We start from the raw sequence: 21,603 nt of genomic DNA on the forward strand, positions 1-21,603 counted from the left end.
GAAGCCGCTCGTCGCGTGCGTGCATCGCGTCGCGCAGCAGAGCCGACGCTTCAGCAGACTCCTTCAGGGCGCGAGCCAGCTGCCGGGCAGGTTGCGCAGCAGCATGAAGCCGCCGGCTACGGCGGCCAGCGCCCACCACATCCACATCGGCGGGGCCAGCGGCGCCATCACGGTCCCCCCGCGCCAGCACGCTGCGACGCGTCGTACCCACAAGAGGACGATGACCGGCAGGGCGACGACGAGGAGCAGGTTGCTGGACGCCGCGGCGCCGATGTCGAGGTTGGTCAGGTCGTTGACGGCGCGGAGGCCGCCGCAGAACGGACACGCAAAGCCCAGCAACGCGGTCGGACACGCGCCCCACGAGCCGCCGACGTGCGGGTCGCGGACGTGCAGCGCGGTCGTCGCGATGGCGGCCAGGGCCGCCGTACCCAGAGGTGAGGCCAGCCGCCGGGCCCGGGAAGGCTCGACGTCGCGCCGGCCCGCGAGGTCAGCGGGTGGCGTCGGGTGCGTAGCCACGGTGGTCGGTCGCGTGGTCGTGGAGACCCAGCTTGGCCATCACGAGGAATATCGGCAGCGCGATCGCGCCCAGCGCCAGGCCGACCCAGAACAGCGTCACGCTGACCGGGCTGAGCATCAGCGCGATGCTGCCGACCAGGAAGCCGAGCATGGCCACCCCGACCGCCGTCCATGCCGCGGGGGTGTTGCCGTGGTTGTCAGCCATGAGGTGCTCCTGTGCTGTGCCGGAGGGGGCGGGGTGCTGTTGGCCGAGTCTAGGAGATGCGTCAGGCGGTGGGGTCGCGCCCCTCGTCGATGGCCTTCCACAAGTCCTGGCTCTCGTCGGTCTCGGCATCGGCGAGGCGGCGCCGCTGGTCGGTCGGCGCGTCGTACTTGCTGCCCATCTCGGGCCAGGTGCCGACGAAGCGCACGGCTGCGGCCGCAGCGACGAGCGAGAGCACCGCGCCGACGCATGCGACCCAGAACCAGGCGGACCACGTGATGTCGATGTCCGCCTCGGTGACCTCGCCCAGCGCGGTGCGGAACTGGTCGGCGAGGGTGAACCAGCCGGTGATCATGGTCGTCACCAGACCGAGAGCGGCGAGCAGGGCCAACCAGGTCACGCCGCGTCGTACGCGCCCGCGCGTCACGAGCAGGACCCCCCAACAGGCCAGCAGGACCAGGGAGAGTGCGCCGGCCAGCGGCAGCTGCCCGGCCCCGATCACCAGGGTCGACGCGAAGGCAGCGTTGGGCTCCGCGCTGCCGAGATCCGCGCTGACCAGCTCCTTGCTGCCCGCCACGGCACCGAGGCCGGCGGAGGCCAGGCCGAGCAGCACAACCGGCCCGAACGTAGGGCGAGAGTCAGCCATCGGTCGGCTGATCCTCGAGCAGCACGTCGGCGTCGAAACAGGTGTGGTCACCGGTGTGGCAGGCCGCCCCGACCTGGTCGACGGTGACGAGCAGGGTGTCCCCGTCGCAGTCGAGGCGGACGCCACGCACGTGCTGGACGTGCCCGGATGTGTCGCCCTTGACCCAGTACTCCTGACGGCTGCGGCTCCAGTACGTCGCCCGGCCGGTGGCCAGGGTCCGCGCCAGCGCTTCGTCGTCCATCCAGCCCAGCATCAGCACCTCACCGGTGCCATGCTGCTGGACCACCGCCGGCACGAGGCCGTCGGGGTTGCGGGTGAGCCGCGTGGCAATCGCGGGGTCGAGGTCGGTCACGCCTCCAGTATCGCGGCTGTGCCGAACCGCGCGTCGGGCCGGCTGCACCATCGACCTGATCCCCCGCTCAGGACAACGACCGCGGCACCCCGTCCGGGACAGCCTCGACGACCAGGTTGTCGGAGTAGCCCAGGTCGGGGCGGTAGCTCCCACCGCACGTGAGCAGCACCAGCCGGGGCTTGGTGCGCTGGGAGAACAACGACACCAGCCGATCCACCCGGTCACGCGGCAGCAGGTAGCGCTCGGTCACCACGTAGGCCAATTTCTGGTGCCCACCGGTGAGCACGACCCGGTCGCCGGTCTGCAGGTCGGCGAGCTTGGCCGCGAAGCCGATGCCGAAGCTTCTGGAGTCAATGTGGCCCGCGACCACGACCCCGCCGTACGGCGAGCCCGCGCGCGACCCTCCGGTCCACCAGCCCATCCGACTGGGGTCCTCCGGCAGGCCGAGGTTTCCGTCGCGTCCGGTGGCCACGGGATCGATGTTCGCAGCACCGCTGCCCGGCAGTTGCACCGACACGGGCTCGAAGGGGGCCAGCTCGGGGTGCGCTGCCGGGGCCCGAGCCGCCTCGGGCAAGGACGTACCGTCCGGTGTGGCGCCGAAGGTGCTCACTCCCGGCGCCAGCGGCTCCGACACCTCCAGGCGGGACCCCGGCGCGGCGCCCTCGAGATGGACCTTCGGTGCGGGAGGGGGCACCGACGCTGAGACCGTCGTGCCCGCAGGCTCGATGAGCAGCCGCAGGCCCGCGACCATCGCCGCAATTCCGAGTGCCACCAGCAGGCAGGCAGCCAGCCGCCGCCGTCCTTCAGTCGTCACGGCGCCACCCTTGCTCCTGGTCCGTGCGGGCCGGGTCAAACCGAACGCAGACGGCGCAGGCCAAGGGCCACGACAAGCGACCCGGCGAGCAGGCCCGCCAGCCCGATCGCACCGCCCCAGCCCGAAGTCCCGGCCGCGGCCGCCTGTCCTCCGGTCCCGGCCGGCACACCCGTGGGCGCCGTGGCGTCGGTCTCGGCGACCGGCAACACCTGGACGACCGCATCCATCGTCTGGTCGGCGGCCACGCCGACCGCGAACACCCGGGTGAGCGCGCTGCCGGCGACCTTGAGGTCGACCGGTCCCAGCACGGCCGGGCCTGCGGTGGCCGTCCGCACGACGTCGACGGGATAGACGCCCTGCGGCACGATCGTGGACGCCGCCTCGCCGCTCGCGACATCGGCCAGGAGCACGTCGCCATTGACCCGGATGTCGGTAGGTGGAGCTGCCGCAGTGTGAGCGATCGTCAACCGCCCGCTGCCCGACGGCACCGAGGTGAGGTTGTTGTCGAAGGTCGTGATGATGGCTGGGTCCGTCGGGTCCACCGGGCGGTGCAGCACCACGTCGACGCTCTCGCCCGCGTTCACCGTGAAGATCGCGCCGACCTCAGCGCCACTGCCGTTGTTGATGGCGCCGATCTGGTGCTTCCCGGCCTCGAGCTTGAAGGGCCCGACGATGCCCTTGCCGTCGACATTGTCGTCGAGCTCCTCGCCGTCGACGGTCACGCTCCAGGTCGAGCCGGTGACGCCCTGCACGAAGTACGCCGATGCCATCGTCGGCTTTGCTGCCTCAGCGGCCGCGGGTGAAATGAGCAAGGTCGTGAGCACTAGGCCCACACCGATACGGATGATTGCCACCGCGAGCCCCCTGAGGCCTGAGTGTTGGGTTTCTACTGTCACCCCGCAGTGGCGGTGCGCGCATACCCAATCTGCGGGTCTCGTGGCCGGGCTCACCGCCGTACGGTCGGGGTCGGGGACACAACGCCAGGTTCGGTGGGACGATGACGGCGCAGAGATCGGGTTCGGACGACGACGAAGGCGGGCCCGACCCTGACCCGCTGTTGGACGGGCGACTGGCCCTCGTCGCGGTGTATCTCGTCCTGATCGTCGCCATTGCCGCCTACGTCCTCACTCGCCCCGAGGCGGTGGAGCCGCGGGCCGCGCATCCGGATGTGGTCGAGTCAGCTCTGTCGCTCATGATCACGGTCCGCCCGTCCGGAGCGATCACGGCCGTCGAGACGATGCGTATCGACGCACCCATCGCATCGCTGCGGCTGACCCTCCCTCCCGCCGCGCGTCCCCAGGGCACGCAGCCGAGCGTGGTCGATCTCACGGTCAACGGCGTGGCGATCGAGCCGAGGCAGACGGTTTCCGGACGGTGGACGGTCGCCCTGCCTCGGCGTACCCGCAGCGTCACGTTGACCTACCGCCTGATCGGCGTGACGAGCCACCGGGCGTCCGCTCCGCCCGGTCGGGCCCTTCTCCAGGTCCGCCCGCTCACCTTCGACGAGGCGGAGACCGATGTGCCGGTGGTGGTGCGGGTGCGCGGCGCCGTAGTACTCAACATGGTGTGCCCCGACCTGCCGATCACCGACCAGCTGTGCGGCCGAGAGACCGACGGCGGCTGGGCGACCACACCGATCTCTGCCGGCGACTCGACCGTGGTGGCCCAGGTCGACCTGCCCCCAGTCTGAGCGGTCAGTGCGACTGCTGGGCCATCCAGGACGCGTGCAGGCCTGCGTAGACACCTTCGACTCCGACGAGCGCGGCGTGCGGGCCGCGCTGGACGATGCGTCCGCGGTCGACCACTACGACCTCGTCGGCGGCCTCGGCGGTGGACAACCGGTGGGCGATGGTGACGCTGGTCCGACCGGTCATCAGCCGTTCGAGGGCACGGCCGATGCGCATCTCGAGAGCCGGGTCGACCGACGACGTCGCCTCGTCGAGGACGAGCAGGTCGGGGTCGGCGAGGTGGGCTCGCAGCAGGGCCACGAGCTGGCGCTCCCCGGCCGACAGCGACTCACCTCGCTGGCCGACCTTGGTCGCCAGACCGCCCGGCAGTCCGGCGATCCAGTCGGCCAGGCCGAGCTCCTCGGCGCTGGCCAGAATCTCTGCCTCGGTGGCGCCCAGCCGTCCGTAGCGAACGTTGGCGGTGATGGTGTCGTCGAACAGGAAACCCTCCTGCGGCACGAGTACGACGCTCTTGCGCAGGTTTGCCTGGCGGACCTCGCGCACGTCGATGCCGTCGAGCAGGACCGACCCTTCGGTCGGGTCCATCAGCCGGGTCAGCAGCTTGGCGAACGTCGACTTGCCGGACCCGGTCTCCCCGACGATGGCGATGCGGCTGCCGGACGCGATGCCCATCGTGACGTCGCGCAGCACCGGTGGACCGCCGGGGTAGGCGAACGTCACGTCCTCGAAGCAGACGTCGATCGGGCCGCGGGGCAGGTCGTGGCCCTCCTCCCCCGGGTCGACGAGATCGGCAGGCGTCTCGAGGATGCCGATGACGCGACGCCAGGAGGCGATGGCGTTCTGCGCGTCAGTGAGGATCTGGGTGCCCATCTGCACCGGCCCGACGAACAACGTCACGAGGAACGCGAAGGCCAGGATCGTGCCGGGGGTCATGTCGGTCGTGAACCCGAGCAGCACACCCACGACCAGCACTCCGGCGTTGGCGAGGCCGGCGGAGATGCCGCCCAGGGAGAAGGACACGACGGTGAACTTCTGGGCCCGCGTGCTGGCGTCCTTAAACTCGTCGATCGCCTCGTCGATGCGCTGCTGGGTGCGGCCCTCGACGGCGTACGACCGGACCACCGCGGCGCCGACGACCGGCTCGGAGATCGCCGAGAGCAGCACGCCGACCTGGCGGCGTACGACGCTGTAGGCGGCCGACAGCTTGCGCTGGAAGTAGCGGATCGAGGCGAACAGCGGCGCGAAGGCCAGCCAGACGACCAGCGCGAGCTGCCAGCTGTAGATCACCATGATCACCGTCGCCACCAGCATCTGGCCGACGCTGACGACGAAGATCAGGCCGCCGAAGACCAGGAACTGGCTGACCTGGTCGACGTCGGTTGTGACCCGCGAGACCAGGGCGCCGCGACGCTCGGTGTTCTGGGTGAGGAGCGGCAGATCGTGCACGTGACGGAAAGCCTTGATGCGCAGCGTCGCCAGCCCGCGCTCGGACGTGGTGAACAGCCGACTCGTCATGAGGTACGACGCGGTGCTGGTCACCGCGATGGCGACCGCGCAGATCACTCCCATCCACACGACGAACGAGACGTCGGGGCCACCTGACCCGGCGAGCCCGCGGTCGAGGGTCTGCTGGACCGCGACCGGCACGATGATCTGACCGAGCGAGGCGACTACCGCGAGAAGCAGGGTCACGCCGATGCCTTCTCGCAGCTCGGGCGAGAAGTGCACGCCGCGGCGGATCGTCTCCATCGCGCCGATGTCCTCGCCGGAGTCGACTCCGGGGCCGACGGCACGGCGCTCGGTGGTCACGGCGGTCATCAGCTCTCCTCGGCAGGGACGTGTTCGTAGGCGTTGACGAGGTGGGCGTAGCCGGGGCTACGTCGGAGCAGCTCGGCGTGGGTGCCTCGGTCGAGAATGCGGCCGTCCTCGAGGTGGACGACCTCGTCGGCCAGCGCGATGGTCGCCTTGCGGTAGGCCACCACGACCAGCGACGTGTCACCCGAGCCCTTGCGCAGGCTGGCCAGGATGCGGGCCTCGACCTCCGGGTCGACCGCCGACGTGGCGTCGTCGAGGATCAGCAGGCGGGGTCGGCGGACCAGCGCCCGGGCCAGCGAGATGCGCTGGCGCTGGCCACCCGAGAGCGACGTGCCACGCTCGCCGAGGGTGGTGTCGAGACCGTGCTCGAGGGCAGCCACGAACCCGTCGGCCTGAGCGTCGCGCAGCGCCGCCCAGACGTCTGCGTCGGAGATGTCGGCACCCAGCGTGACGTTGCCGCGCACGGTGTCGTCGAAGAGGAACGCGGTCTGCGAAACGGTGGCAACGGCCTCGGCGAGCGCGCCGGGACGGAGGTCGCGCAGGTCGGTGCCGTCGACAATGATCGCACCGGCGTCGGGGTCGACGAGGCGGGCCATCAGGTTGGTGAGCGTGCTCTTGCCGGACGCGGTGGCGCCGACGATGGCGACCGTGTGGCCGGGCTCGACGGAGAACGAGAGGTCCCGCAGGAGCGGCACCGAGGCGTCATAGGAGTAGGCGAGGTGGTCGACCTCGAGGCGGGCGCCGCGCGCGACCGTCGGCAGGGTGGCCGCGCCGTACTCCATGGAGCCGGTCGCGTCGATCACGGCCTTGGCCCGGCGATAGCCCACGACGCTGCGCGGGAACTCGCCGAGCAGCCAGCCGATGGCTCGGATCGGGAACGAGACGATGGTCAGGAGGTAGGCGACGGTGACCACGTCACCCGCATCGGTCGCGCCGCTCATCACCCGCTCGACGCCGACCGCGAGCACGACCAGGACACCGAGGTTGGGCAGCGAGGCAAGCGTCGGGTCGAACGCCGCGCGGATGCGGCCGGCGCGGATGTTGACGTCGCGGAGCTCGTGAGCCCGGGCGGTGAAGCGGTCGGTCTCCTCGGTCTCGCGACCCAGGGTCTTGACGACCATCGCGCCGTCGAACGACTCGTGGGCGATCTCGCTGACCTCGGCACGGAGGCCCTGCGCACGAGTCATCAGGGGCGAGGCCAGCCTCTGGTAGGCGAGGTTGGCAACGACGACGGCCGGGAAGACCAGCAGCCCCACCACGGCCATCACGACGTCGGCGACGAGCATCTGCCCGATCGCGATGACCATCATCACCAGAGTGCCCAGTGCCATCGGCAGCGGCGCGATCGGGCCCCAGGCCGCCTCGACGTCGGAGTAGGCGTTGGAGAGCAGCTGGCCGGTCGGGTGGCGCTGGTGCCACTCCATGGGGAGGGAGAGGTACTGCCGGGTGACGGCCCGTCGGGTGTGCGCCTGCATGCGGTACTGCATGACGCCGGCGCCGAGGCGCCGCGCGACGATGCCGACGGCGCGCAGGATGGCCACGCCCAGGAAGAGGCCGACGACCGCCCAGATGAGGCCGGCGCCGATCTCGCCGTCGCGGAAGGCCGGGATCACGACGTGGTCGGTGGACCAGCCGAGCACCCAGGCATCGGCCACGGTGAGGACCGCGAAGAGCACGCTGCCGAGCGTGGAGAGCGTGAAGATGCCCGGCTCCCGCCGGATGCCGACGGCCAGGACACGGAACCCCGCGCCGGTCGTGCCCCGTCGATCGCTCCTGCCTGCTGACCGATCCATCTGGTCACTCACTCGCGCGCTCGCCTCCCCGTCATCACTCGCCCGCAACCATCGGGCCCCGTCAGGCTATTCCCCACCACCGACACTCACCCAATCGTTTCTCGGGCATCTATGGTGTCGAACGTGTCGACCACCTTCGCGCGTCAGGAGCGCGCTGCATTCTGCGACCTCGCTCTCGAGGTCGGCCCGGACGCCCCGACCCGGTGCGGCGAGTGGAACGTCAAAGAGCTGGTGATCCACCTGCTGGTGCGCGAGCGCAGCCCGCTGGGCGCTCCCGGCATGCTCATCTCTCCGCTCTCCGGCCTCACCGACCGGGCCATGGCCGGGCTCGCACACGAGCCCTTCAAGAAGCTGGTCAAACGGCTGCGCAGGCCGTCGCCCCTGCTGTTGCTTCCCGGAGCCGACGCACTCATCAACTCCGTCGAGTTCTTCGTCCACCACGAGGACCTGCGCCGGGTCCGGACCGACTGGACCCCGCGCGAGATCGGAGCCGGCGCGTCCAGCCTGCTCTGGCAGGCGACCCGCGTCCTCGGACCTGGCCTCGTCCGGCCGGCCGGCGTGCCCGTCCGTCTCGTGCGTGCCGGCACCGGCGCCACGGCGACCCTGCGCCGCGGCGACGACCCGGTCGTGGTGACGGGGGTGCCCGCAGAGCTGGTGCTGATGCTGTACAACCGGCCTACCGAGGGTCTCGTGTACGACGGCCCGGCAGACCGCGTGGACGCACTGCGCGCCGCCGACCTGGGCATCTAGCCCCTCGGGTGGCGGGGTTCGCGCGGGCTCCCGCCGGCGCAGACCGAGGAGGCCACCCCCCACCCGATTCCCCGGAGGCAAGCACGACCAGACGACTCGCGATGCCCGTTGCCGCCATCACGACCGGCATGCTCGTGATGTCGGGTCTCTTCGCCGCCTCGGCCGATGCAGCCCGCCCGTCGAAGACCCGGACCTCCGCGACCTGGTCGGCCTCGACCGCCGTCGTCGGCTGACCCGCTCCAGCACATGTACCCCGGCCATCACCGGCAATGGCTCGCCTCCCCTGCAGTGGGGTGCGGGCGACCTCACCGGCCTCCGCAAGGTCGGCCTGACGGCCGGCTGCATCCGCTGAGCGCCGGGCGTCAGGTCCGCAGACGAGACAGGAACGCGCGGGTGCGCTGCTCCTGAGGGTCCCCAAGCACCTGCTCGGGAGTGCCCGTCTCGTGGATCACGCCGTCGTGAAGAAAGCAGACCGTGTCGGCGACATCACGCGCGAAGCCCATCTCGTGGGTGTTCAGCAGCATCGTCACGCCGTCGTCCCGCAGGCCGGTGAGCAGGTCGAGGACCTCCCCCACCAGCTCCGGGTCGAGTGCCGAGGTGACCTCGTCGAGCAGCATGAGGCCGGGGTTCGCCACCAGCGCGCGGGCGATCGCAACGCGTTGCTGCTGACCGCCGGACAGGTCGTCGGGGCGCGCGGCTGCCTTCTCAGCGAGCCCCACGCGCTCGAGCATCGCCGTACCCCGCTCGTCGGCCTCGTCCTTCGCCACGCCGTGCACCTTGCGCAGCGCGAGGGTGACGTTGCCGAGCACGCTCAGGTGCGGGAACAGGTTGTAGGACTGGAAGACCAGCCCCATCCGCGCACGCACCGCGTCGGCGTCCACGCGCGGGTCGGAGACGTCCTCGCCCTCGAACGTGATCACGCCGTCGTCGATCGTCTCGAGCAGGTTGGCGCAGCGCAGCAGCGTCGACTTGCCCGACCCGGACGCCCCGATGAGGACGACGCACTGCCCGGGCTCGACGGCCAGGTCGATGTCGCGCAGCACCACGTGTGAGCCGAAGGTCTTGCGCACCCCGCTCATCTCCAGCAGCGCGCTCCCGGCACTCGCGCGTGAGCTCGGTCGCCCGCTCGTTCCTCGCTCGACTCGGTCGCTCACATCGCTTGTGGGTGAGCTCGCTCGCTCGCTCACATCATCCCCCCGGCCCCGTGGAACCCCTGCTTGCGCGCGTACCAGTCCGTCGCCCGCGCCATCGGGATCGTCAGGCAGATGAACAACACCCCCGCGACGACGTACGGCGTGTAGTTGAAGTCGACGGCCGTCTCGATCTGCGCGGCCCTGATCGCGTCGATGACGCCGAGCACTGCGATCAGCCCGGAGTCCTTCTGGAGCGACACCAGGTCGTTCATCAACGGCGGCAGCACCCGGCGCCAGGCCTGTGGGAGTACGACGTGGCGCAGCGTCTGCGAGGTGCTGAGACCCATTGACCGGCCGGCCAGTCGCTGGGACGGGTGCACCGACTCGATGCCGGCCCGGAAGACCTCGGCGACGTAGGCCGAGTAGGACAGCACCAGCGCCGTACATCCCCAGAACAGCGCCGACCGCGGCAGTCCCGACAGGTTCAGCGCCGGGCCACCGAAGCCGAGCAGGAACAGCACGAGCAGCAGGGGCAGGCCGCGGAACACGTCGACGTAGACCGTGCCGATCAGGCGCAGCGGGAACGCGACCGGACCGCGGATCGTGCGCATCACCGCGATCGTCAGGCTCAGCGCCACGATCACGACCGCGCACACCGCCATCACGCGGATGTTGAGCCACAGCCCGTCGAGCACGGCAGGGAACGACTCGACCGCCTTGTCCCAGCTGAAGTAGGTCTCGCGGACCCGCTCCCAGCCGGGCGAGGTGACGACGAGGGCCGTCGCGCCGCCGAGCAGGACGGTCGTGCTGGCGGCAGCCACCAGCGCACTGCGGATCGTGCGACGACGACGAAACTCGTCGCGCTCGACCTGCACCGCCGAAGGCTGCCAGCCGTCAGTCGTTCCCGAGCTCATCAGGAGAGCTCGGGAGCGCCCTGCTGGGCCAGCCATTCCTCGGCAAGCTGGTCGAGCGTGCCGTCCTCGCGCAGTGCGTCGACCGCCTGGCTGACGCACGTCGTGAGCGGGCTGCCCTTGTCGAGCACCGCTCCGAACTGCTCCACGTCACCGGACGCCGCGGGCAGCTGTCCGACGATCACGCCCGCGTCGAGCTGGGCCGCGGTCATGTAGTACGCCGTGGGCAGGTCGACGACGATGCCGTCGATCTGGCCGTTCTCGAGCGCCTGCACGGCCTGGTCGTTGGTGTCGTACGGCGCGGCCTGCTCGCTCGACTGGATCTGGTCGGTGATCGCGACGTAGCTCGTCGTGCCCACCTGGGCGCCGAGCTTGGCGTCCTTGAGGTCGGCCAGCGAGGTCGCCCCGTCGATGGCGCTGCCCTTGGTGGTGATCACGGTCTGCCGGACGTCGTAGTAGCCGGCGGAGAAGTCGACGGCGTTCCTGCGCTTCTCGGTGATCGAGACCTGGTTGAGATCGAAGTCGAACTTCTTCTCCCCCGGGCTCACCACCGCGTTGAACGGCGCGGTCACCCACTCGACCTGCTCGGCGGTGAAGCCGAGCTGCTCGGCGACCGCGAACCCGACCGCCGACTCGTAGCCCTGGCCGTTGGACGGGTCGTTGTCGACGAACCACGGGCCGTAGGCCGGGTCGTCGGTGGCGATGGTGAGCACGCCGTCGGCGTACGTCTCAAGCTGGTCTGCGGTGCAGTCGGGCGCAGCTGGCTCCGATGAAGAGGCGTCGGTCGCAGTGGGCTCCTCGTCGACCGGCGCACCGCACGCGGTGAGGAGGACGATCGAGGCGGCGAGACCGGCGAGGCCGGCAGTCAGTGGCTTGGTCGTAGGCATGGCCGAATCCTAGAACCGCGTACGGCGTCCGGTCAGCGCGTCTCGACCGCCAGTCGTCCGGCGAGTGCGGCGAACGTCACGGCAAAGACCTTGCGGATCCGGTCCACCAGCCGCGGCCGGCTCAGCACCTTGTCACGCAGGGCGGCGGCCGCGAGCCCGTAGCCGGCGAAAACCACGAACGTCATGGCCATGAAGACGCTGCTGAGGACGAGCATCTTCACCAGGCTGCCGGGCTGCCCCGCGGGCACGAACTGTGGCAGGAACGCGAAGAAGAAGATCGTCAGCTTGGGGTTGAGGAGGTTCAGCGTGATGCCGGACCAGACAACGCTCCGCCACGACGCAGGGCCAGCGTCCTCGTCGACGCCGAGGGCGCCCTGGTCGCGCCATGTCGTCCAGGCCATGTACAGCAGGTAGGCCACGCCGGCGTACTTGATGACCTGGAACGCCACTCCGCTCGCATGCAGTACGGCGGCCAGGCCGGTGACGGCGGCGACCATGTGCGGCACGGTGCCGAGCGTGCAGGCGAACGCAGCGAGCACGCTCGCCTTGGCTCCGCGGGTCAGGCCGGCGGCCAGGGTGAAGAGCGCGCCCGTGCCGGGCGTCGCGACGATGACCAGCGAGGTCAGCAGGAACGTCAGGACCATGGCGCCACGCTAGACCGGATCCGCGTCAGCGGACAGGGTGTCCCGCAGCCGAGAGCGCGTCCTTGACCTGACCGATGCGCAGGGTGCCGAAGTGGAACACGGTGGCGGCGAGTACGGCGTCGGCACCGGCCTCGACCGCTGGAGCGAAGTGCTCGGCCCGGCCGGCGCCGCCCGACGCGATGACCGGGATGCTGACCTCGCGTCGTACGGCGCGGATCAGGTCGAGGTCGAAGCCATCCTGGGTGCCGTCTGCGTCCATGGCGTTGAGCAGGATCTCGCCGGCGCCGAGCTCGGCCGCGCGGGCAGCCCACTCGATCGCGTCGAGCCCGGCCGACTTGCGGCCCCCGTGCGTGGTGACCTCGAAGCCGGAGTCGGTGCTCGCCCGGCGCGCGTCGACAGAGAGCACCAGCACCTGGTTGCCGAAGCGGTCGGCCACCTCGCTGATCAGCTCGGGGCGGTGGATGGCCGCGGTGTTCATGGCGACCTTGTCGGCACCGGCACGCAGCAGCCGGTCGACGTCGTCGACCGACGACACTCCCCCGCCGACGGTCAGCGGGATGAAGACCTCCTCGGCCGTGCGCGACACGATCTCCATCGTGGTCGCGCGGCCCTCATATGACGCGGAGATGTCGAGGAAGGTCAGCTCGTCGGCGCCCTCGGCGTCGTACGCGCGCGCGAGCTCGACGGGGTCGCCCGCGTCGCGGAGGTCGACGAAGTTGATGCCCTTGACCACCCGGCCGCCGTCGACGTCGAGGCATGGGATGACGCGTACGGCGAGACTCACGTCGCCCGCCCGGGCAGGGTCAGCGCGAGGGCGTCCTCGAGGGTGAAACGCCCCTCGTAGAGGGCGGTCCCGACGATCGCCCCCTCGACCCCGTCGGTCACGAGACCTTGCAGGGCCTCGATGTCGGCCAGCTCGGTGATGCCACCCGAGGCGACGACCGGCCGGTCGGTCGCGGCACACACGTCGCGCAACAGCTGCAGGTTTGGGCCCTGGAGCATGCCGTCCTTGTTGACGTCAGTGACGACGTAGCGCACGCAGCCCTCGGAGTCGAGCCGCGTCAGCACGTCGTACAGGTCACCGCCGTCGCGGGTCCAGCCACGCGCGGCGAGGGTGCGGCCACGCACGTCGAGGCCGACAGCGACTCGGTCGCCGTACGACGCGATGGCCGACGCGCACCACTGGGGCGACTCCAGTGCGGCGGTGCCGATGTTGACGCGGCGGCAGCCGGTGGCCATCGCGGCCTCCAGCGACTCGTCGTCGCGGATGCCACCGCTCATCTCGACGTCGATGTCGAGCGCGCCGACGATCCTGGCCTGCAGCTCCCGGTTGTGGCCGCGGCCGAACGCCGCGTCGAGGTCGACGAGGTGGATCCACTCGGCGCCGGCCGCCTGCCAGCGCAACGCGGCCTCGACGGGGTCACCGAAGCGCTTCTCCGAGCCCGCGACACCCTGCACGAGCTGGACGGCCTGGCCGTCGGCGATGTCGACGGCGGGCAGCAGCTGGAGGTGGTCGGTCATGGGGTCGATCCTAGGAGTCGGGCGATCAGCCAGGTGGACGGCGGTGTGGACGCGAGACGCGCCCCCGCCGTCAGCGCCAGGTGGGCGCAACCTCGCGCGCGTAACGGCGGCCGAACACCCGCGCCATCACCGTCACCACCGGCCCCGGGATGGTCGCCCGCAACGAGGTCAGCTCGCGCTCGCCCGCCCCGTCCTGCATCCAGGCCAGGGCGCTCCCGGCGTCCGCCAGCGCGGCCGGCCGGAGCTTCTTCGACACGGCCTTCCACTCTGGATCGTCCTCGAACTGCGCGACGAGCGGCTCGACGTCGCTCTCCTCGTGCTCGAGGTGGTCGTTGATGACCACACTCGACCGCGACACGGTGTCGGCCGCCGCCCGGGCGCGCGAAGCGGTCGGCTCGGCAACGACACCGTCGATCGCCCGACCAGCCTCGGCGAGCGCGTTCTTCATGGCGGCATGCTCCCCCTCCATGGCTCCCATCAGCTCGGCATCCAGCCCCCGGGAGAGCAGGAACGGCCACACCAGCTGGTCCTCGGCCTCGTGGTGGTGGGTCAGCTCCCGGACCAAGTTCTGCCAGGCCTGCTGCAGCTGCCGGTTCGTGCCCCGTCACCAGCGCGCAGCGCGCGCAGGGCGTGCTCGGTACGCGCCACGTCGCGGCGTACAGCAGCGTGGATGATCTGGTTCATGCTCATCGTCGCCATGCAGGGAAGATAGTCATCCGCGCGCGGCGACGCGACCCGATATCGGGGCAGGTGCGTGAGGACGAGTCAGCGTTTGCGTGGGAACATCAGGGTGTAGAAGACCGGGGCACCCAAGATGGTCACCATCGCGGCGAGTACCTGCAGGCGCAGGTCCGACCAGATGAACCAGATCATCAGGTTCAGCACCACCAGCCCGGTCACGAACATCGTCACTTGTTGACGACGCTGGCGCGCCAGGACGCCCATCTGCCGGCTGTGGCTGCGGTCGGGAGCCCAGCCGGTCAGCCGCCGCTTGCGCTGGGCGCTTCGGCCGCGACGCTCCTCCTCGGCAGCGCGGGCCGCCGACCTGATGGCCGACTCTCGCTCGCGCTCCACCCGGCGGCGCGCGCGTTCCTTGCTCATCGAAGGCTCAGCACCCAGTTGCGCAGCAGTGCGGCACCCGCGTCGCCGGACTTCTCGGGGTGGAACTGGGTGGCCGTGAGCGGGCCGTTCTCGACCGCCGCGACGAACCGGTCACCGCCGTGCTCGGCCCACGTGACCAGTGGCGCGCGGGTGCGGTCGTTGGTCACGAGCGTCCAGTCGCGGACGCCGTACGAGTGGACGAAGTAGAACCGCTCCCCCTCGACGCCCGCGAAGACCGACGTGCCATCGGGGACCTCGACTGTGTTCCACCCCATGTGGGGTACGACGGGCGCCCGGAGCCGCTCGACCGTGCCCGGCCACTCGCCGCAGCCCTCGCTGGTCACGCCGTGCTCGACGCCGGTCTCGAAGAGCACCTGCATGCCCACGCAGATGCCGAGCACCGGGCGACCACCGGCGAGCCGACGGCCGATGACCTCGTGCCCGCGCACGGCTCGGAGTCCGTCCATGCAGGCGGCGAAGGCACCGACACCGGGTACGACGAGGCCGTCGGCGTCCTGCGCGGCCGCTCGGTCGGCGGTCAGGGTGACGTCGGCGCCCGCACGCTCGAGCGCGCGCACGACCGAACGCACGTTGCCCGACCCGTAGTCGAGGACGACCACGCTGGGCTTCTGGTCGGCCACGGTCAGAGCGTGCCCTTGGTCGACGGCACACCGGTCTCGCGCGGGTCGAGCGCGATCGCGTCGCGCAGCGCGCGGGCCACGGCCTTGAACTGCGCCTCCACCACGTGGTGCGGGTCGCGGCCACCCAGCACTCTCACGTGCAGGGCGAGGTGGGCGTGGAAGGCCAGCGTCTCGAAGACGTGCCGGGTCAGCGACCCCTGGTAGGCCGCGCCACCGGGCTGGCCGCCGCCACCGATCGCGACGTATTCCTGACCTTCGGGCTCGCCGCTGTGCACGCAGTAGGGCCGACCGGACACGTCGACGACGGCCTGCACCAGCGCCTCGTCGAGCGGCACGGTGGCGTCGCCGAAGCGGCGGATGCCCTGCTTGTCGCCGAGCGCCTCGCGCAGCGCCTGGCCGAGCACGATGGCGGTGTCCTCGACGGTGTGGTGGGCGTCGATGTGGGTGTCGCCGTTGCTGTGGACCTCGAGGTCGATCAGTGAGTGCCGCGCGAACGCCGTGAGCATGTGGTCGTAGAACCCGACCCCGGTCGTGATGTCGCTGCGACCGGCGCCGTCGAGGTCGACGGAGACGTGGACCTTCGACTCCTTGGTCGCGCGGTCCAGCCTGGCGGTGCGGCTCATGCCTGCTCCTTCATCACGTCGACCAGTGCGTCCTTGAATGCTGTCATCTCCACCGCTGTGCCGATCGAGACACGCAGCCACCCGTCGGGCCCGGTCTCGCGGATCAGCACGCCGCGGTCGACCAGACCCTGCCAGATCGCGTGCCGATCGGCGAAGGTGCCGAAGAGCGCGAAGTTGGCGTCGGACTCGGCCACCTCCAGTCCCTGGGCGCGCAGCCACGTCACGGTCTCGTCGCGCTCGGCGCGCAGGTCGGCGACCCGAGCCAGCAGCGCCGGGGCGTGCTGCAAGGCTGCGAGCGCGGTCGCCTGGGTGACGGCCGAGAGGTGGTAGGGCAGCCGCACCACGCGGATCGCGTCACAGATCGCCGGGTCCGCGGCCAGGTAGCCCAGCCGGGCACCGGCCAGCGCGAACGCCTTGCTCATGGTGCGCGAGACGACCAGGTTGCGATGCTCGGACAGCAGGTCGAGCGCGCTCGGCACACCCGGGCGCCGGAACTCGCCGTACGCCTCGTCGACCACCACGATCCCGTCGCCTGCTGCCTCGCACAGCTTCGACACCGAGGCGGGCGGCAACGCGGTGCCCGTCGGGTTGTTTGGCGACGGCAGGAGTACGACGGCCGGCCGGCGTTCGAGGATCAGCTCGCGGGCCGCCCCGATGTCGAGCGAGAAGTCGGTCTCGCGGTGGCCGACGACCCACTCGGTCATGGCGTCGCGGGCGTACTCCGGATACATCGAGTAGGTCGGCGCGAAGCTCAGCGCGCACCTGCCCGGCCCACCGAAAGCCTGCAGCAGCTGCAGCATGACCTCGTTCGAGCCGTTGGCCGCCCACACCTGCTCGGGCGTCACCGGCTGGGTGGTGTCGCTCGACAGGTACGTCGCGAGCGCCGCACGCAGCTCGCCGAACTCGCGGTCGGGGTAGCGGTTGAGGCTGGTCGCGGCGTCGGCCACCGCCTCGGCGATGTCGGCCACGCACTCGGCCGACGGCGGGTAGGGGTTCTCGTTGACGTTGAGCTGCACGGGCACGTCGAGCTGGGGAGCGCCGTACGGCTCGATGCCGCGCAGCTCCTCGCGCAGCGGCGGGAAGGTCATCGTGACGGCTCCGCGAATCGCACCGCCACGGCGGCGCCGTGACCGGGCAGGTCCTCCGCCTCGGCCAGGGTGACGACGTGGTCGGCCACCTCGGCCAATGCATCGCGGGAATAGTCGATGACGTGCACGGCCTTGAGGAACGACCGCACCGACAGCCCGCTGGAGTGGCACGCGCAGCCGGCGGTCGGCAGCACGTGGTTGGACCCGGCGCAGTAGTCACCGAGCGAGACGGGCGCGAACGCACCGACGAAGATCGCGCCGGCGTTGCGCACCCGCCCCGCGAGAGCCGACGCGTCGGCCGTGTGGATCTCGAGGTGCTCGGCGGCGTAGGCGTTGACGACGTCGAGGCCCTGTTCCATGTCGTCGACGAGCACGATGCCCGACTGCTGCCCGCCGATCGCGATCTGGATGCGCGCGGTGTGCCGGGTCGCGAAGACCTGCTTGTCGAGCTCGGCCTCGACCTCGTCGGCGAGCCGCTCGGAGTCGGTGACGAGCACCGCCGCGGCCAGCGGGTCGTGCTCGGCCTGGCTGACCAGGTCGGCCGCGACGTACGAGGCATCGGCGGTGTCGTCGGCCAGGATCGCGATCTCGGTCGGACCGGCTTCGGAGTCGATGCCGACCACGCCCTTGAGCAGCCGCTTGGCGGCGACCACGTGGATGCTGCCGGGGCCGGTGACCAGGTCGACGCGGTGGCAGTCGCCCGCGCCGTACGCGAACATCGCGATCGCCTGGGCGCCCCCGACGGCGTAGACCTCGTCGACGCCCAGCAGCTCGCACGCCGCCAGGATGGTCGGCTCGGGCAGGCCGCCGTTGTTCTTCTGGGGCGGGCTCGACAGGGCGAGCGAGCCGACACCCGCGACCTGGGCGGGTACGACGTTCATCAGCACGCTGGAGACCAGCGGCGCCAGGCCGCCCGGCACGTAGAGACCGACCCGGTCGACCGGCACCAGCCGGTGGGTCACGGTGGCGCCGTCGGCCACCTGGGTGACGACGTCGCGCTCGAGCTCGGCCTCGCACGTCAGCCGCAGCCGGCGGATCGACTCGTCGAGCGCCGCCCGGATGGCGGGGTCGAGGTCGGCCAGCGCCTGGGTGAGCGCAGACCTCGGGACCCGGATGTCGTGCTGCACGATGTTGTCGAAGCGCTCGGTGAACTCCACGATCGCGTCGACCCCACGGGCCCGCACCGCGTCGCACACCGGCTGCACAAGATGGGTCGCGGCCTCGACGTCGAAGTCGGCCCGCGGCACGGCGGAGCGGTAGTCGACGGGGCCGCCCTGGCTGGCGGCTCCCCGGAGGTCGATGCGGCGAATCATGAGCTGATTCTAGGCGGGTACGACGCGCCGGCCACCGCCGCCGTCCGCCGGTCGGGCGAGGCGGCACGTGACAGGTCCGGCGCGGGGCTAGTGTCGTCACGTGAGCGACCCACAGCCCACCTTGCCGATGTTCCCGCTGAACACCGTGATCTTTCCGGGCGTGCAGGTGCCTCTCCACGTCTTCGAGGACCGCTACCGGGCCCTGGTCCACCACCTGCTTCGCGAGCCCGATCCCGAGCAGCGCGTCTTCGGGTCGGTCGCCATCCGTGATGGCTACGAGGTCGGCGACCACGGCGCCCAGTCGCTCTACCGGGTCGGCTGCCGGCTCCAGCTCGGCGAGGTCGAGTCGCGCCCTGATGGCAGCTTCGACATCGTCGCGGTCGGGCGTGACCGGATCCGCCTCGACGAACTCGAGACCAGCGGCGAGTTCCCCGCCGGACACGTGAGCGACTTCCCCGAGCCCGAGGCGCCTGTCGACAGCGAGATCGTCGACCGGGCCCGCGCCGTCTTCACCGCCTACCGGGCCAGGGTGAGCGAGTTCCGGGGCGACCCGTTCGCCGGCCGGCTCCCCCGCGACCCGCTGTACCTCTCCTGGACCCTCGCCGCCCTCGCACCACTGCCGATGGCGGAGCGGCAGAGCCTGCTCGAGGCGGAGGACCCCGCCGAGCGGCTGGTCCTGGTCACCGACCTGCTGCGCGCCGAGCTGCGTGCGATGAACGCGATCCCGTCGCTACCCGCGACCGAGGTCGCCAGGAACCGATGGTCCCCCAACTGAAGGCTCGCGTCTGAGGGCCCGGAAGCGGCTGGGGGAACCGTGCACGACGCCGAGGGATCGGTATGCCAGCCTGCCAGCGTGGAACAACGACGGGTGATCGCAGCTGACGGCGTCGAACTTCGGTAACCATCAGTAGTTGACTCGGCTGAGCTCCATTTCACGCCGCACCTCAGGCGCTTCGCAACCCCGCCGCTGCCACTAGCGGCGAGAACGCGTCGGGTGGTCGCCCTCGACCTGTCGCGCGCCGTACACGCGCAGGGCGACGAGCAGACCACCGATCACAACGATGGCGACCACCAGGCCGATCATCAGGACTGCTAACGAGTGCATCGACATCATGACTGCCTCCCAAGGCTCACCTCGAACCTAGGCGCGGATCGTGGTGCTGGGCCTTACGAGGCGGTGACATCCACCAGACAACGGTAACGGCCGACCCCGGCGCGATCACCGAGGTGGTCGCGACCAGGATCGGCCGGTGGAGGTGTCGCTCGTCCTCAGTCGGTGGTCAGCTTGAGTACGCCGTGCGAGACGCCGTCCTCGACCCAGCCGGAGATGCCGAAGGCCGACAGCGGCTCGACGTTCTCGGCGATGCTCGGGTCGTCCCCGGAGAGCGACTTCAACCAGTCACCGTTGGCGTCGAAGTTGAGGAACACCAGCGCACCGGCCTTGTCGGAGTCCTCGATGACGCTCTTGTAGGCATCGACGTCACCGAGCCCACCGTCCTCGGCCAGCGTGGCGCGGTAGTCGGCGTTGGCTCCCAGCGCGACGTAGTCGCCCTTCGACTCCGTCTCGAGCATGGATGCCTGCTCGCCCAACTGGGGCGCGATCTTGGCGAGGACCTTGTCGATCTCGTCGGCGTCGCCCTTGATCTTGATGCCCACGGGGATGTCGGCGGGCCCGCCGACGTTGAAGATCGCTTCGGGGTCGATGTCGCTGCCGACCGCAACCGCCAGCGACTCACCGGTAAGTGTCTCGACGTCCTCGGGGAAGGCGAGGCCGGTCTGCTCCTCGAGGTCGGCGATCATCGTGTCGAGGTCCATCTCCTCGCCGGACATGCTGGAGAACTGGTCCATGGCCTTGGAGAACCAGCCGTCGGCGAACCCGACTCCCACCGCGAGCAGCGTGTCCTCTGGCAGCGTCTCGACGACGTCGCCACCGCGGTCACTGCCGGCGAGGGTGTCGGTCTGCTTGCCGGCGTCGCCAGCGAACTCGACCTCCAGCGCACCGTCGTCGAAGCGGATGGTGGCCGCGGCGCCCTCGAAGTCCTTGAGCGCGTCGGTCACCTCGGGCGGGACCGAAGGCGTCTCGGTCGGGGTCTCGGGAGCCGTCTCGGGAGCCGTCTCGTCGAGCAGGCCGAGGTCGTCGATCTCCTGGTCGCTGAAACCCATCTCCTTGAGCTCGTCGCGGGTCACGCCCAGGTCGGAGCCGGAGCCGGTGTCGGTATCGGCACCGGGCATCGAGTCGGCGAGCGGGTTGCTCAGCTGGTCCTCGAACATGCCGAGCTGAGAGGCGAAGTACTCGCCGGCGGCCGGGGCGGCGTACATGCTCACGATGCCCGCGTCTCCGGCCTCGTCGATCCACCGGTTGTAGGAGGCGTCGTCGGCCAGCGACTTGTCTGCGGCTGCCTTGACGACCTTGTCGGCGATGTCGTCGGACTCGGCGATGATCGCCCAGTCGCCCTCGATCTTGTAGCCGCCCGTGGCGCTCTCGTCGCCACCCTCGGCTGCCGCTGAACCGCCGCACTCCTCGAGCTTGGCGAAGCCGTCCTCGGCCGCACCAGCGTCCTTGACCTCGATCACCGCGACCGGGCTGGGCTGCTCGGCGCCGGTGTCGACGGCGGCCACGGCCATCCGGTCACCCAGCCACGGCTTGATGTCCTTGTCGTAGTCGACCGACTCGCAGGCCCCCGACTTCTGGATCTCCTCGAACAGCCGCTTGCGCAGGTCGTCGTCGGTGTCGAGGTCGACCTCGTCGCGGAACGCCGGGAACTTGCGCAGCGTCTTGATTGCCTCGATCTTCTGGCCACCGCTCGGGTCGAGGTTGACCGAGACATAGCCGATGGTGCCGGCGGGCAGCGCCTCAGCCGCCTGCGCTCCGGCGCTCATGAACGACGTGATGCCGTAGGCAGCGCCGCCGGCGATCGCGAGACCACCCAGTACGGCGCCAGCGATGATGGCCTTCTTCTTGCCACCTCCTGCTGAAGCAACCGGAGCCGGGCCGACTGGCTCGCCGCTGCCGCTGGTGAGGTACTCGGGCTGGCCGTAGCCCTGCGGCGCCTGCCCCTGGGGCGACTGGCCATGCGGGTCCTGCGGACCCTGCGGCGGGAACTGATCTGACACGGTGACTCCCCCTGACGATGGGACGGCGTTCTGCCATCCCGCGAACAACAA

Annotated in this window: 26 protein-coding genes; 4 read left to right on the plus strand and 22 right to left on the minus strand. The window is 70.7% G+C overall.

From position 1 onward, the window contains the following. Window positions 1–63 precede the first annotated feature (63 nt). The 6 genes from H4Q84_RS03900 to H4Q84_RS03925 form a co-directional block, all read right to left on the minus strand. Entirely contained in the window at window positions 64–516 is a 453-nt protein-coding gene (locus H4Q84_RS03900) for a DUF2752 domain-containing protein (protein ID WP_248582097.1), read from the minus strand. After that, on the minus strand, window positions 488–721 hold the full coding sequence (locus H4Q84_RS03905) for an HGxxPAAW family protein (protein WP_248582098.1): 234 nt from the start codon (window positions 719–721) through the stop codon (window positions 488–490). Before H4Q84_RS03905 ends, H4Q84_RS03900 begins: the two co-directional genes overlap by 29 nt. Window positions 722–782: 61 nt before the next feature. Continuing rightward, window positions 783–1,364: a Trp biosynthesis-associated membrane protein gene (locus H4Q84_RS03910; RefSeq protein ID WP_248582099.1), complete on the minus strand. Its 582-nt coding sequence runs from the start codon at window positions 1,362–1,364 to the stop codon at window positions 783–785. Next, window positions 1,357–1,716, minus strand: coding sequence for a phosphoribosyl-AMP cyclohydrolase (hisI, locus tag H4Q84_RS03915; protein WP_248582100.1), 360 nt, complete (start codon window positions 1,714–1,716; stop codon window positions 1,357–1,359). The genes H4Q84_RS03910 and hisI overlap by 8 nt, the downstream gene beginning before the upstream one ends. Before the next feature lie 67 nt (window positions 1,717–1,783). After that, complete coding sequence (locus H4Q84_RS03920; RefSeq protein ID WP_248582101.1) at window positions 1,784–2,530, minus strand: sortase; 747 nt, start codon at window positions 2,528–2,530, stop codon at window positions 1,784–1,786. Between the two features lie 35 nt (window positions 2,531–2,565). Next, window positions 2,566–3,384 (minus strand): DUF4397 domain-containing protein, encoded by an 819-nt coding sequence (locus H4Q84_RS03925; RefSeq protein ID WP_248582102.1) that lies wholly within the window; start codon window positions 3,382–3,384, stop codon window positions 2,566–2,568. Between the two features lie 143 nt (window positions 3,385–3,527). Here H4Q84_RS03925 and H4Q84_RS03930 point away from each other — a divergent pair, with 143 nt between their 5' ends. Further along, window positions 3,528–4,220: a hypothetical protein gene (locus tag H4Q84_RS03930; RefSeq protein WP_248582103.1), complete on the plus strand. Its 693-nt coding sequence runs from the start codon at window positions 3,528–3,530 to the stop codon at window positions 4,218–4,220. A gap of 4 nt (window positions 4,221–4,224) precedes the next feature. Here H4Q84_RS03930 and H4Q84_RS03935 read toward each other — a convergent pair whose 3' ends face one another. Together H4Q84_RS03935 and H4Q84_RS03940 are read right to left on the minus strand one after the other, a co-directional pair. After that, window positions 4,225–6,036: an ABC transporter ATP-binding protein gene (locus tag H4Q84_RS03935; RefSeq protein WP_248582104.1), complete on the minus strand. Its 1,812-nt coding sequence runs from the start codon at window positions 6,034–6,036 to the stop codon at window positions 4,225–4,227. Beyond that, complete coding sequence (locus H4Q84_RS03940) at window positions 6,036–7,826, minus strand: ABC transporter ATP-binding protein (RefSeq protein WP_248582105.1); 1,791 nt, start codon at window positions 7,824–7,826, stop codon at window positions 6,036–6,038. Before H4Q84_RS03940 ends, H4Q84_RS03935 begins: the two co-directional genes overlap by 1 nt. A 123-nt stretch (window positions 7,827–7,949) precedes the next feature. On the opposite strand from H4Q84_RS03940, the gene H4Q84_RS03945 reads away from it, so the two are divergent. Further along, window positions 7,950–8,576 carry a TIGR03085 family metal-binding protein gene (locus H4Q84_RS03945; protein ID WP_248582106.1) on the plus strand — a complete coding sequence of 209 codons (627 nt, stop codon included), beginning with the start codon at window positions 7,950–7,952 and terminating at the stop codon, window positions 8,574–8,576. Window positions 8,577–8,677: 101 nt separating this feature from the next. Continuing rightward, on the plus strand, window positions 8,678–8,809 hold the full coding sequence (locus H4Q84_RS23115) for a hypothetical protein (protein WP_282580308.1): 132 nt from the start codon (window positions 8,678–8,680) through the stop codon (window positions 8,807–8,809). 129 nt (window positions 8,810–8,938) lie between these two features. Here H4Q84_RS23115 and H4Q84_RS03950 read toward each other — a convergent pair whose 3' ends face one another. The 12 genes from H4Q84_RS03950 to hisD form a co-directional block, all read right to left on the minus strand. After that, entirely contained in the window at window positions 8,939–9,655 is a 717-nt protein-coding gene (locus tag H4Q84_RS03950; protein ID WP_248582107.1) for an amino acid ABC transporter ATP-binding protein, read from the minus strand. A gap of 104 nt (window positions 9,656–9,759) precedes the next feature. After that, window positions 9,760–10,584, minus strand: coding sequence for an amino acid ABC transporter permease (locus H4Q84_RS03955; protein WP_248582108.1), 825 nt, complete (start codon window positions 10,582–10,584; stop codon window positions 9,760–9,762). A 38-nt stretch (window positions 10,585–10,622) separates the two neighbouring features. Beyond that, window positions 10,623–11,507, minus strand: a complete 885-nt coding sequence (locus tag H4Q84_RS03960; protein WP_248582109.1) for an ABC transporter substrate-binding protein — start codon at window positions 11,505–11,507, stop codon at window positions 10,623–10,625. Between the two features lie 32 nt (window positions 11,508–11,539). Continuing rightward, a complete protein-coding gene (locus H4Q84_RS03965) occupies window positions 11,540–12,151 on the minus strand; it encodes a LysE family translocator (RefSeq protein ID WP_248582110.1) in 612 nt (203 codons plus the stop codon). Window positions 12,152–12,176: 25 nt separating this feature from the next. Next, window positions 12,177–12,935 (minus strand): imidazole glycerol phosphate synthase subunit HisF, encoded by a 759-nt coding sequence (gene hisF, locus H4Q84_RS03970; protein WP_248582111.1) that lies wholly within the window; start codon window positions 12,933–12,935, stop codon window positions 12,177–12,179. Continuing rightward, window positions 12,932–13,672 carry a bifunctional 1-(5-phosphoribosyl)-5-((5-phosphoribosylamino)methylideneamino)imidazole-4-carboxamide isomerase/phosphoribosylanthranilate isomerase PriA gene (priA, locus tag H4Q84_RS03975; protein WP_248582112.1) on the minus strand — a complete coding sequence of 247 codons (741 nt, stop codon included), beginning with the start codon at window positions 13,670–13,672 and terminating at the stop codon, window positions 12,932–12,934. The genes hisF and priA overlap by 4 nt, the downstream gene beginning before the upstream one ends. A 70-nt stretch (window positions 13,673–13,742) precedes the next feature. Then, complete coding sequence (locus H4Q84_RS03980) at window positions 13,743–14,258, minus strand: hemerythrin domain-containing protein (RefSeq protein ID WP_282580339.1); 516 nt, start codon at window positions 14,256–14,258, stop codon at window positions 13,743–13,745. Window positions 14,259–14,437: 179 nt separating this feature from the next. After that, complete coding sequence (locus H4Q84_RS03985) at window positions 14,438–14,773, minus strand: hypothetical protein (RefSeq protein WP_248582114.1); 336 nt, start codon at window positions 14,771–14,773, stop codon at window positions 14,438–14,440. Then, a complete protein-coding gene (gene hisH / locus H4Q84_RS03990) occupies window positions 14,770–15,414 on the minus strand; it encodes an imidazole glycerol phosphate synthase subunit HisH (RefSeq protein ID WP_248582115.1) in 645 nt (214 codons plus the stop codon). Before hisH ends, H4Q84_RS03985 begins: the two co-directional genes overlap by 4 nt. 2 nt (window positions 15,415–15,416) lie before the next feature. Continuing rightward, on the minus strand, window positions 15,417–16,037 hold the full coding sequence (gene hisB / locus H4Q84_RS03995; protein ID WP_248582116.1) for an imidazoleglycerol-phosphate dehydratase HisB: 621 nt from the start codon (window positions 16,035–16,037) through the stop codon (window positions 15,417–15,419). After that, a complete protein-coding gene (locus H4Q84_RS04000; protein WP_248582117.1) occupies window positions 16,034–17,125 on the minus strand; it encodes a histidinol-phosphate transaminase in 1,092 nt (363 codons plus the stop codon). Before H4Q84_RS04000 ends, hisB begins: the two co-directional genes overlap by 4 nt. Further along, a complete protein-coding gene (gene hisD, locus H4Q84_RS04005) occupies window positions 17,122–18,438 on the minus strand; it encodes a histidinol dehydrogenase (protein ID WP_248582118.1) in 1,317 nt (438 codons plus the stop codon). Before hisD ends, H4Q84_RS04000 begins: the two co-directional genes overlap by 4 nt. A 100-nt stretch (window positions 18,439–18,538) precedes the next feature. On the opposite strand from hisD, the gene H4Q84_RS04010 reads away from it, so the two are divergent. Then, window positions 18,539–19,213 carry an LON peptidase substrate-binding domain-containing protein gene (locus H4Q84_RS04010; protein WP_248582119.1) on the plus strand — a complete coding sequence of 225 codons (675 nt, stop codon included), beginning with the start codon at window positions 18,539–18,541 and terminating at the stop codon, window positions 19,211–19,213. A 198-nt stretch (window positions 19,214–19,411) separates the two neighbouring features. Here the strand turns inward: H4Q84_RS04010 and H4Q84_RS04015 are convergent, their stop codons facing one another. Together H4Q84_RS04015 and H4Q84_RS04020 are read right to left on the minus strand one after the other, a co-directional pair. After that, entirely contained in the window at window positions 19,412–19,552 is a 141-nt protein-coding gene (locus H4Q84_RS04015; protein WP_248582120.1) for a hypothetical protein, read from the minus strand. A gap of 155 nt (window positions 19,553–19,707) precedes the next feature. Beyond that, a complete protein-coding gene (locus H4Q84_RS04020; RefSeq protein ID WP_248582121.1) occupies window positions 19,708–21,552 on the minus strand; it encodes a DUF3352 domain-containing protein in 1,845 nt (614 codons plus the stop codon). Window positions 21,553–21,603: the final 51 nt, after the last annotated feature.

The sequence above is a fragment of the Nocardioides sp. InS609-2 genome, from assembly GCF_023208195.1.
In the GTDB taxonomy this organism is placed as follows: Bacteria; Actinomycetota; Actinomycetes; order Propionibacteriales; family Nocardioidaceae; genus Nocardioides.

Coding starts and splice junctions, on each gene's coding strand:
- H4Q84_RS04000 (WP_248582117.1), bottom strand. CDS start 17,125: ATGACCTTCCCGCCGCTGCGCGAGGAGCTGCGCGGCATCGAGCCGTAC.
- H4Q84_RS03905 (WP_248582098.1), bottom strand. CDS start 721: ATGGCTGACAACCACGGCAACACCCCCGCGGCATGGACGGCGGTCGGG.
- H4Q84_RS03960 (WP_248582109.1), bottom strand. CDS start 11,507: ATGCCTACGACCAAGCCACTGACTGCCGGCCTCGCCGGTCTCGCCGCC.
- H4Q84_RS23115 (WP_282580308.1), top strand. CDS start 8,678: ATGCCCGTTGCCGCCATCACGACCGGCATGCTCGTGATGTCGGGTCTC.
- H4Q84_RS03965 (WP_248582110.1), bottom strand. CDS start 12,151: ATGGTCCTGACGTTCCTGCTGACCTCGCTGGTCATCGTCGCGACGCCC.
- H4Q84_RS03935 (WP_248582104.1), bottom strand. CDS start 6,036: ATGACCGCCGTGACCACCGAGCGCCGTGCCGTCGGCCCCGGAGTCGAC.
- H4Q84_RS03985 (WP_248582114.1), bottom strand. CDS start 14,773: ATGAGCAAGGAACGCGCGCGCCGCCGGGTGGAGCGCGAGCGAGAGTCG.
- H4Q84_RS04015 (WP_248582120.1), bottom strand. CDS start 19,552: ATGATGTCGATGCACTCGTTAGCAGTCCTGATGATCGGCCTGGTGGTC.
- hisD (WP_248582118.1), bottom strand. CDS start 18,438: ATGATTCGCCGCATCGACCTCCGGGGAGCCGCCAGCCAGGGCGGCCCC.
- H4Q84_RS03930 (WP_248582103.1), top strand. CDS start 3,528: ATGACGGCGCAGAGATCGGGTTCGGACGACGACGAAGGCGGGCCCGAC.
- H4Q84_RS03940 (WP_248582105.1), bottom strand. CDS start 7,826: ATGGATCGGTCAGCAGGCAGGAGCGATCGACGGGGCACGACCGGCGCG.
- hisB (WP_248582116.1), bottom strand. CDS start 16,037: ATGAGCCGCACCGCCAGGCTGGACCGCGCGACCAAGGAGTCGAAGGTC.
- H4Q84_RS03910 (WP_248582099.1), bottom strand. CDS start 1,364: ATGGCTGACTCTCGCCCTACGTTCGGGCCGGTTGTGCTGCTCGGCCTG.
- priA (WP_248582112.1), bottom strand. CDS start 13,672: ATGACCGACCACCTCCAGCTGCTGCCCGCCGTCGACATCGCCGACGGC.
- H4Q84_RS03950 (WP_248582107.1), bottom strand. CDS start 9,655: ATGAGCGGGGTGCGCAAGACCTTCGGCTCACACGTGGTGCTGCGCGAC.